This window comes from Undibacterium sp. Dicai25W (assembly GCF_049340505.1).
In the GTDB taxonomy this organism is placed as follows: Bacteria; Pseudomonadota; Gammaproteobacteria; order Burkholderiales; family Burkholderiaceae_D; genus Undibacterium; species Undibacterium jejuense.
The window spans coordinates 114,102-128,069 of sequence record NZ_JBMPOQ010000007.1; the positions used below are offsets into that span (position 1 = coordinate 114,102).

Sequence of the window (13,968 nt, forward strand, 5' to 3'; positions counted from 1 at the left end):
AAAAAACCGCAAATTTTTGCGGTTTTTTTCTTTTCACATCTGAATATATTCGTTAATTGAGCTCAGTGCTCAGTGCCCAGTGCTCAAGCAACAAATTTAAGCTTTAGCTATTAAGCCAATGCTTTCAGAGCAGAAGCTAAACGGCTCTTATGGCGAGCAGCTTTGTTCTTGTGAATGATTTTTTTGTCAGCGATACGATCGATAGTCGATACAGATGCTTGAAAAATTGTTGCAGCAGCAGCTTTATCACCAGCTTCGATTGCTTTACGAACAGCTTTGATTGCTGTACGCAGAGTCGAGCGTTGGCTAGAGTTATGTGCGTTTTGTTTAACTGCTTGACGAGCACGTTTGCGTGCTTGTGCGGTATTTGCCATGAGATTTCCTAAACGTGGTCAAAGCGACGAGGTCAAAACATTTGATTAAATGCCACGCCGCAAAATTCTATACAGCTTTGCAGTATAACGGCTTTTATTTTCGTTAGCAAGCATTACTGTTGTTCTGAGTGAATAGAAGATTATAACCTCCTATCAAAGGTCCGATCAAACTGTTTTCATCATTTTTTCGCATCTGTTACGCAACAAGCTAGAAAAATTATGCGACAGTCATGTGTAGCTCGTGAGGAAATATTCCCTTTTTCCATCTTTATTCAATAAATTCAATGAAAGAAACGATCATGCAATGTACTCCGATACAACTGTCTGGCATTTACGTCACGCTTGAACCCCTCACACAGGAGCATTTGCCGGAAATCCAAAGCGCGGTCGCTGACGGCGAACTATGGAAGCTCTTCTTTACTTCTGTTCCAGCATCGGAAAATGTACAGCAATGGGTAGCTGCTGCGCTCGACATGCAACACCAACAGACCGCCATTCCATTCGCGATCCGAGACAACGCCAGCGGAAAAATTGTTGGTTCTACGCGCTACTGGAAAATGGAACCCAACAACAGGCGCCTGGAAATCGGGCACACCTGGTATGCAAAATCAGTGCAGCGTACCGGCGTCAACACCGAATGCAAGTTATTATTGCTAACCCAGGCATTTGAGGTATTTAACTGCATTGCAGTTGAATTCCGTACCGATTACTTCAATCACAAGTCACAAGCAGCGATAGAGCGGCTTGGTGCGAAACGAGATGGCCTTTTGCGCAACCACACTATCATGCCAGACGGCCGTATCCGCGATACCGTGGTTTATAGTATTCTGGAACATGAATGGCCAGGCGTAAAAAAGAATTTGCAGTATATGCAATCTAAATATAAGAACTAAATATAAGAACTAAATACGCAAATAATTAACTTAGTTAAGAGAGCAAAACAAGTGCTGATTGATTTTTTCTTTAGCTTGAAAGACGCCAAAATTCCGGTGTCGATTAAAGAATTTCTGATGTTGCTAGAAGCCCTGGATAAAGGTCTGATCAGCATGTCGCTGGACGATTTTTACTTTCTATCGCGTACCATCATGGTCAAGGATGAAGCGCATTACGACAAATTTGATAAAGCCTTTGGTATGTACTTCAAAGGCATAGACACTATTTTTGAAAAGCATCCGGAGATTCCTTTAGATTGGCTGACCAAACGCCTCGAACGTGAATTAACTGACGAACAAAAAGCCGCGATTGAAAAGTTTGGCTACGACAAACTCATGGATCGCTTGAAGGAACTTTTAAAAGAACAAAAAGAGCGTCACGAGGGTGGCAGCAAATGGATAGGCACTGGGGGTACCTCTCCTTTCGGCAACGGCGGATCGAACCCGGAAGGCATACGTATAGGGGGCAAGGGAGGTAACCGCAGTGCTGTCAAGGTCTGGGAAGAGCGCGCATTTAAAGACTACGACGCCGAACGCGAACTAGGTACGCGCAACATTAAAGTCGCCCTACGACGCTTACGCAAATTTGCACGTCAAGGTGCGGAAGAAGAATTGGCGCTCGACGCCACTATCAAAGCTACAGCGAATAATGCGGGCTATCTCGACATTAAGATGCAGCCTGAACGCAAAAACAACATCAAAGTGTTGATGCTGCTCGATGTCGGCGGCACCATGGATGACCATATTGCGCAAACCGAAGAGTTGTTTTCAGCAGCAAAAACTGAATTTAAGAATATGGAATTCTTTTATTTCCATAACTGCGTCTACGATTATTTATGGAAAAACAACCGCCGTCGCCATGCAGAGAAATTTCCGACCTGGGACATCTTGCGTAAATATCCACCTGATACCAAATTAATTTTTGTCGGCGACGCCACCATGAGTCCCTACGAAATCCTGCAACCCGGTGGCTCAGTGGAATATAACAACGAAGAAGCGGGGGCCGTATGGCTGCAGCGTTTCGCGACGACCTTCCCCAAGTACATCTGGCTCAATCCTGAACCTGAAGGCCTGTGGCAATACCGTCAATCAATTTCGGTTATTCGACAAGTCATGAGCAACCGCATGTTCCCGGTCACGATAGAAGGACTGGAACGCGGCATGCGACTGCTGAGCAAATAAAACTCACGGGATAGCGAACTGGGTGAAATAAATGACACACACTAATTCCGAAACACGCCATTAGTGTGCCAACTGTAAATATTTCTTTAAAGTACGCAAGAGCACACGGCGGGACAGTGGCTTAACCAAAAATCCGGCGCATTTAACCCGCTCCGCCAGACTAACTTTATACTCAAAAGACTGGTCAATTAATAATATCACTGAAGTCTTTAAGCCTTCATTTTGCTTTTTTAAGCCATCACACAGCCGATAAGGATCCACATTGGGGGTGGATGTGTTAATCAAAGTTAATGCGTGCTGATTATTTCTATCTAACAATAATGCACTACGCTCATCGGAAGCGAGGGTTACCGTGTAACCATAAGGATCCATCACAGCAGCGACATATTCCCGAAACTGCGTGTCTTTATCAACCACCAGAATTCCGCCCTTGGCCATTGGTTGCTTACGCATACGTTCATAGATGCCAGGGTCGGTTAAATCTAAATCCAGACGTTTTGCGCGTCGGCGCTCATGCACTGATACAGTTGCATGCGGGCTCAAGGTAGTCAGCAGCAATTCTCGTTTGCTGACCAAATCGTCCAGTACATCAAAAATTTTGCGCCAACGAATGGGCCTTGGCATGGTCTGATATGGTAAATCCACGTCAGTTTTACCAATTAACAACACTGGTTGTGCATCACCGGGGTGCAGATCTGATAAAGTCGCCAGCGCAGAAACTTGTTCCGCATTGACAATGTACATATCAGGATCCTGTACTGACCCAGGCTTCAGGCACGCGTAGCGGTACCCTTTCTCTCGTGCAACGGCAAGCACATTGAAAAAAGTTTCTTCATCTTTTGCGGAAAATCCAAGCAGTCTGATCGCGATCGTTGGAGTTTTTTGTGACATCGTTTATCCATCTACACATTGCAGCTACAATAGCTGTCAAAACGTACGGAAGAATACATTGAAATTATGTACGCCTGACTAAATAATTGCAAAATACCATTACATTTCAACCAAAACAACAGATTTCTATTTGCATGGCCACTAAAAAAAATACTTCCCCATCCGACTATAGCGAATCGTCTATCCGCGTCTTAAAAGGCTTGGAGCCGGTCAAACAAAGACCGGGCATGTACACCCGAACCGAAAACCCCTTACATATCATTCAAGAGGTGATCGATAATGCATCAGATGAAGCTCTAGGCGGCCATTGTAAAAATATCCTGGTCACCCTCAATGCCGATAGTAGCGTTACCGTCGAAGATGACGGCCGCGGTATTCCGGTCGGTTTACACCCTGAAGAAGGCGTACCTACCGTCGAAATCGTGTTCACACGGCTGCACGCTGGTGGCAAATTCGACAAAGGCTCAGGCGGCGCGTACGCGTTCTCCGGTGGTTTACATGGCGTTGGTGTGTCAGTCACGAATGCCTTGTCCAAACGTCTGGAAATCACAGTCTGGCGCGAAGCCGGCATGCATCAGCTGACTTTTGCTGATGGCGATGTAATCGAGCCTTTACGTAGCCAGCCTTTAGGTCGCGGCGATAAAAAGAACGGTACTCGCGTCAGCATCTGGCCAGATGCCAAATATTTTGACTCAGCCAATATTCCATTTGCGGAATTACAACGCTTATTGCGATCCAAAGCCGTGTTGCTGCCCGGTGTCAAAGTCACACTGACCAATGCAAAAACTGGAGAAAGCCAGACCTGGCAATATGACCAGGGCTTGCGCGGCTACCTGACCGAAGCGCTGGCGCATTCTTCGCACGGCGAGCCACTGATTCCTTTGTTTGAAGGCGAACAATTCGCAAACTCGGACAGCGAAGGCTTTGCCGAAGGCGAAGGCGCATCCTGGGTCGTAGCATGGACAGAAGAAGGCAATGTGGTACGCGAATCCTACGTCAATCTGATCCCTACCCCCGCAGGCGGCACGCATGAATCCGGTTTGCGTGAAGGCTTATTTGGTGCCGTTAAAAGCTTTGCTGAAATGCACTCACTCTTGCCAAAAGGCGTGAAGCTGTTGCCAGAAGATGTATTTGCACGTGTTTCTTTTGTACTATCGGCCAAAGTACTGGACCCACAATTCCAGGGGCAGATCAAAGAACGTTTGAATTCACGCGATGCGGTGCGTCTGGTGTCTTCCTTCACCAAGCCACCACTAGAGCTCTGGCTTAACTCGCACGTCGACTATGGTAAAAAACTTGCTGAGTTGGTGATCAAACAAGCGCAATCGCGTTTGCGTTCTGCTCAAAAAGTTGAAAAGAAAAAATCTTCTGGCGTTGCCGTCTTACCGGGCAAGTTGACCGATTGCGAATCCAGTGACATTACCCGCAATGAGATTTTCTTAGTCGAGGGTGACTCCGCTGGTGGCTCCGCTAAGATGGGGCGCGATAAAGAGTTCCAGGCGATCTTACCTTTGCGCGGAAAAGTGCTGAACTCGTGGGAATCCGAACGTGACCGATTATTTGCAAATAATGAAATCCACGATATCGCGGTAGCGATTGGGGTTGATCCACATGGTCCGAACGACAATCCGGATCTGAGCAATCTGCGCTACGGCAAAATCTGTATCTTGTCCGATGCGGACGTGGATGGTTCACATATTCAGGTTTTGTTGTTGACGCTGTTCTTCAAGCACTTCCCACAATTGATCGCACGTGGGCATATTTGCGTTGCCCGCCCGCCTTTGTTCCGCGTGGATGCGCCGGCGCGCGGTAAAAAACCAGCGCAAAAAATCTATGCGTTAGATACCGGTGAACTGACAGCAATTGAAGACAAATTACGCAAAGACGGTGTCAAAGACGGCGCCTGGGCGATTTCCCGCTTTAAAGGTCTGGGTGAAATGAACGCGTCTCAGTTATGGGAAACCACCATGAATCCAGATACACGCCGTTTATTGCCGGTTTCTCTTGGTGAATTCGATCAGGATTTCTCTGAAGCGCGCTTCAATATGTTGATGGGCAAAGGTGAAGCCGCTGCCCGTCGCTCGTGGATAGAAGAGCATGGTAACGCCGTCGAGGCTGATATCTGATTTCAGATACTACTGACGATACGCAAACCAAACACCAACATCACCTTGAATTAAGTAAAAAAAATTAGACACTATGAGCGAACAAGCGAACTTATTTGAACAAGCACCACCGCCTAATGATGGCGAAGCCTTGACGCTGGCAACCTTTGCGGAACGGGCATATCTGGATTACGCTATTTCAGTCGTTAAAGGCCGTGCTTTGCCAGATGTCTGCGATGGTCAGAAGCCAGTTCAGCGTCGCATTCTGTATGCGATGAATGAATTAGGGCTAAACTCATCTGCCAAACCACGTAAATCCGCAGCGGTAGTCGGTGATGTACTTGGTAAATTACATCCCCATGGCGATCAATCGGTGTATGACGCACTGGTGCGGATGGCACAAGATTTCTCATTACGTTATCCACTGATCGATGGTCAGGGTAACTTCGGCTCACGCGATGGCGATGGCGCAGCAGCAATGCGGTACACGGAAGCACGACTGACACCGATTTCTAAATTGCTGATGGATGAAATCGATCAAGGTACGGTTGATTTTCAGCCTAACTACGATGGCACGACCGAAGAACCAAAACTACTACCTAGTCGGCTGCCTTTCGTTTTATTAAATGGTGCCTCTGGGATTGCAGTGGGTTTAGCGACAGAAATTCCTTCGCATAATCTGACTGAGGTTGCTAAAGCGGCAGTCGCCTTGATACGCAATCCGGGATTAAAACACGCTGAATTAATGGAAATGATACCGGGTCCTGATTTCCCGGGTGGCGGTCAGATCATCACTCCAGCAGCAACGATTGCCGATATGTATGCGACCGGACGCGGCAGCATGAAAGTGCGTGCACGCTGGAAAATCGAAGAAATGGCGCGTGGCCAATGGCAAGCGGTAGTCACAGAACTGCCTCCAGGCACGTCTTCACAAAAAGTGCTGGAAGAAATCGAAGAACTGACCAATCCTAAAATCAAAACAGGTAAGAAAACCCTGTCGCCAGAACAAATCAGCTTAAAACAAGTGATTTTGTCTGTGCTCGATACGGTGCGCGATGAATCAGGTAAAGATGCACCAGTACGCCTGGTTTTAGAACCAAAATCCAAAAATCAGGATCAGACCGAGTTCATGCAAATGTTATTGGCGCACACGTCGCTGGAAACGTCTGCATCCATCAATCTTGTCATGATTGGTGGCGATGGACGCCCACGCCAAAAAGGCTTGCTGGATATCCTGAGCGAATGGATTGCATTCCGCTTTGCAACGGTGACACGTCGTACGCAATTCCGTTTAAAGAAAGTCGACGACAGGATTCATATCCTCGAAGGTCGCGAAGCAATCTTGCTCAATATTGACGAAGTCATACGCATCATCCGTGAGTCGGATGAGCCAAAGCCAGCGTTGATTCAGGCATTTAAACTGTCTGACCGTCAGGCAGAAGACATTTTAGAAATCCGTTTGCGTCAGTTAGCGCGTCTGGAAACGATCAAAATTCAACAAGAATTGGCTGAATTACGCAAAGAAAAAGCCACACTACATGATCTACTTGATAATCCAGCATCGATGAAAAAAATGCTGATCAAAGAGATTGAAGCTGACGCCAAACAATTCGGCGATGCCCGCCGCACTATCATCGAAGAAGCTGCACGGGCGTCGATAGAACAAAAAGTGGTTGATGAACCAGTGACTGTCGTTATCTCAGAAAAAGGCTGGGTACGCGCACGTACTGGTCACGGTCATGAGGCAGCACAATTTACGTTCAAAGCGGGTGATAGCCTGTATGGCACGTTTGAATGCCGTACCGTCGACAATTTGCTGGTCTTCGGTTCCAATGGTCGCGTATATTCTGTCGCGGTCTCCGCCCTACCGGGGGCACGTGGTGATGGCGTACCTATCACGACGCTGATCGATCTGGCGAGTGGTAGCAAAATATTGCATTACTTCGCTGGAAATAATGAAACAGGCTTATTGCTGGCGTCCAGCGCTGGTTATGGCTTTACCGCCAAAGTCGGCGATATGGTCGGGCGCATGAAGGCAGGCAAAGCTTTTATGACCCTCGAAGAATCCGATCTCCCATTGCCACCCGCCATCATCAGCGACGATGCCAGCGCGATTGCCTGCTTGTCAGAAAAAGGCAGGCTATTAGTATTTGGCCTGGCCGAAATCAAACAATTATCCAGCGGTGGTCGCGGTGTGATTCTGATGGAATTGGAAGATAAAGAAATGCTGATTGGCGCGCAAGCGATTAGTCAGAAAGGTGTCAAAGTACGTGGCGTAGGTCGTGGCGGCAAAGAACAAGAGGTCAACCTCAGCGCTACCAGCCTAAGCATCCATATCAATAAACGCGCCCGTAAAGGTAAAGCGCTGGAATCAAAAATTAAAGCTTCCGGCTTACAAAAGATCACTTAAAAAGATTATTTACCCGCGTTCCGCGATATGATCGTAAAACACGCAGAAACAAAAAAGCCTGAAATTCAGGCTTTTTTTATAATGAGATAATATCTGCGATAGCTTATGCCAACGTAATGCGGTTACGACCACTCTGTTTAGAAACGTACATCGCGGAGTCAGCAACGTCAAACAATTGATCGGCATCTGTCGTTGCCGCTAAATCAGCAACGCCACCAGAAAAAGTCACAGAAAATTCAACATCTTCAGAATGTTGACGGATCTTCGCAAACGCAATTCGTACCTGATCCAACACCTTACGTGCGGTGCTGGCTGTGGTGTCAGGGAAAATGATCGCAAATTCTTCACCTCCGTAACGGCCAACAATATCACTGCGCCGCAAACGCTGACGTAGCAAGCGCGCCAGGGTACGCAAGACCTGATCCCCGGTTGCATGCCCGTAATTGTCATTGACCTGTTTAAAATTATCCAGATCGATCATTGCCAGTGCCAAGTGAGAGCCATTGCGCCCTGCCTGCAAAATCTCTGAAGCTAACTGTTCTTTGATCGCAGTATGATTTAACAAACTCGTCAGACCATCGCGCATAATCAAGGCACGCAAAGAACGATACCGCTCAGCACGGGTAGATAAGGAAGAGATCAGATATTCTGTTGACACTGGTTTAGTAATAAAATCATCGGCACCAGCACGGACGGCTTCCAGTTGTTTATCTAAATCTACTTCACTAGACAGAAAAACAATAGGCACGTCCACATAGGAATTATCCTGACGTATCAGATGCGACAATTCAACACCGCTGCAAACCGGCATATAAATGTCGAGCAACAGCAGTTCCGGACGAAAATCCGTCATCACCGATAAGATCTGGGTGGGATCACTAAGTAAGCGCACGTTCATGCCAGCATCGCGCAAAATCGTCCCATAGAATTTTGATGTGACCGTGTCATCATCCACAATCAAAATGCGATAACCTTTATTGTCACCATGCTGCAGGATATTATCAATGCGTTCCGTCACCGCAACCACATCCAAAGGCTTGGTAAAATAACCATCGCCATGGGCACGTACCGCGATTAAACGCGATTCAAAACTGCTCGATTTAGAAACAAAAATCGTTGGGATTCTTAAGCGTTGTAATTGTTCTATTTTTTTGATTTCATCGACGCCGGAAATTTTACCTTCTGGAAAACTCAATTCAATGACGATAACATCGGGACGGCGGGTTGCAACGGCGACAGCAAGATCTTTAAGTTGTGCAATACACACGACTTCATAACCAAAATGTTCTAATTGCGTGGTGATCGCCAGTTGTTGTTCACTATCTTCATCTACCAGATAAATTAAACTAGAATTGTGGTCGGTATGAGCGACTTCTGGTCTTTGCTCGACAAAATCATCCTCTTGGCTTGCCATCGTGTTGAGTCGACCTCGCGCCAAGGTGAAATATTGACTTACTTCACTGGCAAAGGCATTTAGTTCATCTTGTTCTGGGCGAGGAATTACCAACCAAGGTTTGACCTTAGACTCAAAAACTCTCGCTTGCACACCCAACTCAGCAAACCCAAAGGTTCCAGCAGAACCCGCCATTGTATGTAGGTGGCGATGCAACACTGTCAGGGCGTCTTTGTTTTCCGGTTCATGCTGAAATAGCTCTAAAGCGGAGATGATTTCATCAAACTTAGACGGAAGTTTTTGTAAAAAAACAGCCTCTAAAGCGCGCAGTTTCTCTTGCAAGCTATCATTTTTATCGGTCATCTATACCCTTTCCTGCCAAAGCTTCATCACCTGTGTCGACAATTCCATAGGGTCAAAGGGCTTGGCGATGACCCCGATCGCTCCCAACGACTTGTAATAATCGAGCTCGGATGATTGTACCTTCGCCGTCATAAAGATGACTGGGGTTTGCGCTGTGGTAGCCAACTTGCGTAGTTCAGCCAAGGTTGTCGGACCATCCATATTGGGCATCATGACATCCAACAACAGCAAATCTGGCACAAAGCCAGACTTTATCTCAGTCAGAGCCTGAGCCCCTGAACTACAGGTTCGCAAAGCAAATCCACCCACAACCTCTAAAGCAATCTGCGCCACCGTTTGAATATCGGGATCATCCTCAACATACAAAATATTAGCCAGGTTTGCAGATGTCATTGTTTCTCCCCACACAAAAGTAACGAATCGATTAAGTCAGCATAAATCAAGACGCATTCCAAAACAACCAGAATTGCCAGCTTGCATCAATAATTTGTTCGCAAAATTTTAGAACAAGCGCAGCAAGCCTTCAGGTCGAATTAAAAACAATCTGCAACATGAAAAGAAGCACCTCATTTCGACACTTCTTTGATGCCTTATTTCAAAGAAAAATCCACGCGACTTAGTGCACCCTTATCCTTTATACCTGAGCTATCAAGCTTCGGGGCAATCAAATACAAACGGTCGCGCTGAACTTTGCCGGTATTTTCCAGATAATCCCTGACTACATCTTCCCGCTGTTGAGCCAAGACCCGCAAATCATCCTCTGAGACGGACATATTTTTCAAAATTAATGCTTCCGCTTCTGGTGTCTGTAGCGTTTTTGCCATGCCGATCAAATTGCGAGGCTTATCAAATTTCTCTGCCTGATAGACGATTTGCAGGTATTTATTGCGATCATCTGCGGTCAATTCGATATCAGCCAATTTAATACTGCGATCTTTTTGATGAAGTTCGCGCCATTTAGCATCACGCAATTTCGACTCCAATACATTTTTTCGAACCCCGACGCCGTCACTTTCTGGATCAACGCGACCAACAATATCGAGTTTCAACCCCGACCGATGATTGAGTGCCTTAGCCAAATTATCTAGTTTTGCCATCGCTGGTGGCGTAAGAACAGCGAGGCCCGGATTAAATTCGACATAGGACAGCTCCTCACTACCACCAAACATCGAACCGAGTATGGCAAATGGCGATGTCACCGCTTTAGTAATCAGGTTTACAAACACTTTAAAAATGATCCCCCCAACAGAAAACTGAGGATCGCTTAATGAGCCTGAAATCGGTAAGTTGATCGCTATTCGTCCTTGATTATCACGCAACAATGCCACAGCCAGCATAACCGGTAACTTGGTCACATTCGGGCCGTCCACGTACTCGCCAAAGGTCAACTGATCAAGCGTGATGGAATTTTCTGCTTTCAGTTGTTGATTTTCAACGTGGTAGCTGACTTGCATAGACAGCTTACCTTTTTCTATCGGATAACCAGCATATTTGGCAGAGTAAGGTGTCAAGCGAGTTAATTCCAGACCATTGGCACTACCGGTGATATCCAAGAAAATGGGCGACGCCAGCGGATTAATCGCGCCAGAAATCAACAAAGGTGCATCGTTATCGACAGTGCCGTGCAATTCCAGATTTGCCGGTTGCGGATTATCCGAAGCAAGTAACCCGATACTGCCGCTGATATTGGTCAGATTGGCATGGTAATTCGGTTTAATAAAATTATCAGTGAAGTTGACATTTCCACCATGCAGTTCGGTTTGTGTTATGCGTATGATAGTTGGCATTGCGGCTTTGCCTGCCACCTTATTATCAGCTTTAGATGTTTCCGCTGCCGATGCAGATATTGATGCTACAGATGTGGGCACCAGGGTTGCGGGGGTTATTACGCTATCAGATGCTGTCTTGGCTGAAGTATTTTTGACCAGAATATCCTGCAAATTCAGTCTCGCCTTTTCAGATAAAACCACGCGCGCGAAAAAGTCATTCAGAGTCAGTTTTTTTAAATTGATGACTGGTTGAGCACTACCTATCTTGGCATTAATACCATCGAAGATAATATCCTTCCATTCTAAGAAATCATCATCACTTCCATTTTCATAGATTTTAAAATCATTAAAACTCAGGCTGCCGTTGTAAGCAAATTGCCTTTGATCTAGCAAAACATCGCTCATATCGAGCTTACCTTTTGCACTAGCACGTCCCTTGGTAATTTCCACATTCAACAACTTCGAGAAATACGGATAAAACGCCGCGACCGGCAAGCTTTGAGCATCTAAAGTCACACTCAATTGTTTTAATTGCGGTGTGGCCTGAGCACTAAAATTGAATTGACCTTTGCGATTAAAATGTGACTTCAGACTAAGTTTAAAAGGTTGTGACAAATCGCTCTTAAATTGGCTCAGGCTTAGATTAATACCATTGGCATTGAGCTTTACAGTCGGATTGACAGACTGATCGTTAAACGCAATTTCACTGTCTTTTAAGTCAAATTGCTCCAGATTCACTCTCCATGCAGGACCAACTGCCTGAGCTTTCACAGTAGCTGGTGCGTCCTGCCCAGCCTTGCTGTTCATTGCCAACCAATGCTGAAAACCAAGAACCGCTTGATTGTCACGCCGTAGATCAGTTTTAACACCATTTAGCGACACAGCAGGAACTGTCAACGTTTTGGCCTGAGTATCTAACCGCGCTTTTTCTATCACCAAAGAATCAAACGCAACACTGCCATCGTCTGGCTTGCCTTGCAAACGCAGATGATCCAAATTGACGCTTAACTCGTTGAGTGAAAACCGTTCTGGATTAAAGTCAAGCTCAGTTTTTGCATTGAGTTTTGCGCTCAAATTCGCACGCAAAAATGGCGATATAAAGTTTTGAAAGTGCGACAACTCAATATCATTGAGCGTCAGCTTACCTTTGAGGCTGCCTGCCAACGCCTGAAGCGCACCTTCAAAATCTACTTTTTCGTCGGTGTCAGTCGCGAGCGTCAATTTTACCGGCGCTACTGGAGCGTCTTTTGCTGTGCTCAGACCTTTCACCTGTAACACCAGATGCTGCAATTCCAGCGTTTGTGCAGGCTGGGCATGGACGGCGTCAGAAACATGAACTTCACCGCCATGGATTTGCAAATCGTTGATGCTGATGAATGGCAGAGCCGGAGCTGGTACAGCAACGACTTGCGATTTTTTTTCTGGTATCGCTTTTGCGAGTCTGCTTTGGGCTGCTTTTTTAGAATCTGGCGTGCTTAAATTTGCCCAGTTAAAGCCATTTTTTTGAGAAAAATCGATCCAGACTTGTGGTGAGGTCAAATGCAACTGCGTCAATTCTGCACTCGCAGTCATGACATCCATCTGCTTAATTTGCGCGTGCAAGTCAGCGAGTTTCAATAAATCTGTGGCTTGGCTATCTTTGATATCAACGTCCTGCAGATGCACGTCACCGCTCAATAAGACTTGCGCTTGTGGTTCACGTTTGAAATTCAAATCGAGTTTGGTGCTCAATTTGGCGCGAGCGATCTGAACTGGTAAAGCAACTGGCACATAAGCAACATATTGCGACAGATCCAGTTGTTCCAGATCGATTGCCAATGTGGTAGCCAGGCTTTTTGAGAAAGGTTTGGCGCGCGCATTGAGCGCAAAACCCGCGCCATTGATACGTCCAGAAAGATGTGGATCAACAAAACTATCAATGGCTTTAGGGAAATTTGAAATAAATGGAACACCAATATTCAAATCGGTGATCTTAAATTGCTTTGCCAAGACTTTATCGTCAAGATCAATCCCACTGTTTTTGACCTGAATATTTGCCATCGCAAACCGGAAAGGGCTGTCACTTTTAGGCATCGCGGCAATTTTGTCGAGAATATCGCTGAAGTTATACAGACCGTGCCCGTCAGCGCTCAAGCGCACCAGATGGACATCGGCAGCGCTTAACTGTAATTCACTGAGAACCAAAGCCTGATGAAATACCGAACTCAGCGATAGTTTAATCACCAATTCTTTAACAGCAAACGCGACGGTCTTTTGATCTGCTTCGTATAAACGGACACCATCTGCTGTCAGTGTCAGTTGAAATGGCGAGAAATGAATTTCGTCTATGTCTAGCTTACGACCTATCTGGGTTCGTGTTTGTTCAGCGGCGATACGTTTGACATAACCCGGCAGCAACGCCCAGCTCAGGATTGCCAGCAATAGGGTCAATACTACGATGACCCCGAGGATTCGTACCAGTTGCCAACGACGCCAGAGTGGGATTGAGATCTTTGTTTCAGGAGTGGATGTTGTCACGGTTTACCTCGAGCGAATTGATAGCTATTCAG

General features: G+C 46.2%; 9 protein-coding genes. 4 read left to right on the forward strand and 5 right to left on the reverse strand.

The window, feature by feature from the left end; translation table 11 throughout:
- Window positions 1–110 precede the first annotated feature (110 nt).
- Window positions 111–374, reverse strand: coding sequence for a 30S ribosomal protein S20 (gene rpsT, locus ACO0KY_RS10385; protein WP_186883248.1), 264 nt, complete (start codon window positions 372–374; stop codon window positions 111–113).
- 299 nt (window positions 375–673) lie between these two features.
- Between rpsT and ACO0KY_RS10390 the strand changes: the two genes are divergently transcribed.
- Together ACO0KY_RS10390 and ACO0KY_RS10395 are read left to right on the forward strand one after the other, a co-directional pair.
- Window positions 674–1,267: a GNAT family N-acetyltransferase gene (locus ACO0KY_RS10390; protein ID WP_423045808.1), complete on the forward strand. Its 594-nt coding sequence runs from the start codon at window positions 674–676 to the stop codon at window positions 1,265–1,267.
- A gap of 51 nt (window positions 1,268–1,318) precedes the next feature.
- The gene (locus ACO0KY_RS10395; RefSeq protein WP_423045810.1) at window positions 1,319–2,488 is read left to right on the forward strand and encodes a vWA domain-containing protein; all 1,170 of its coding nucleotides are present in this window, start codon (window positions 1,319–1,321) and stop codon (window positions 2,486–2,488) included.
- A gap of 60 nt (window positions 2,489–2,548) precedes the next feature.
- Here ACO0KY_RS10395 and ACO0KY_RS10400 read toward each other — a convergent pair whose 3' ends face one another.
- Window positions 2,549–3,379, reverse strand: a complete 831-nt coding sequence (locus tag ACO0KY_RS10400; RefSeq protein ID WP_186911767.1) for a response regulator — start codon at window positions 3,377–3,379, stop codon at window positions 2,549–2,551.
- 134 nt (window positions 3,380–3,513) lie between these two features.
- Between ACO0KY_RS10400 and ACO0KY_RS10405 the strand changes: the two genes are divergently transcribed.
- Together ACO0KY_RS10405 and parC are read left to right on the forward strand one after the other, a co-directional pair.
- Entirely contained in the window at window positions 3,514–5,505 is a 1,992-nt protein-coding gene (locus ACO0KY_RS10405; RefSeq protein ID WP_422991277.1) for a DNA topoisomerase IV subunit B, read from the forward strand.
- Window positions 5,506–5,578: 73 nt separating this feature from the next.
- Window positions 5,579–7,894 (forward strand): DNA topoisomerase IV subunit A, encoded by a 2,316-nt coding sequence (parC, locus tag ACO0KY_RS10410; RefSeq protein ID WP_423045813.1) that lies wholly within the window; start codon window positions 5,579–5,581, stop codon window positions 7,892–7,894.
- A 103-nt stretch (window positions 7,895–7,997) separates the two neighbouring features.
- Here parC and ACO0KY_RS10415 read toward each other — a convergent pair whose 3' ends face one another.
- The 3 genes from ACO0KY_RS10415 to ACO0KY_RS10425 form a co-directional block, all read right to left on the reverse strand.
- The gene (locus ACO0KY_RS10415; protein WP_423045815.1) at window positions 7,998–9,650 is read right to left on the reverse strand and encodes a diguanylate cyclase; all 1,653 of its coding nucleotides are present in this window, start codon (window positions 9,648–9,650) and stop codon (window positions 7,998–8,000) included.
- Window positions 9,651–10,043 (reverse strand): response regulator, encoded by a 393-nt coding sequence (locus tag ACO0KY_RS10420; RefSeq protein WP_186911763.1) that lies wholly within the window; start codon window positions 10,041–10,043, stop codon window positions 9,651–9,653.
- 197 nt (window positions 10,044–10,240) lie between these two features.
- Window positions 10,241–13,936 carry a DUF748 domain-containing protein gene (locus ACO0KY_RS10425; RefSeq protein WP_423045817.1) on the reverse strand — a complete coding sequence of 1,232 codons (3,696 nt, stop codon included), beginning with the start codon at window positions 13,934–13,936 and terminating at the stop codon, window positions 10,241–10,243.
- Window positions 13,937–13,968 lie beyond the last annotated feature (32 nt).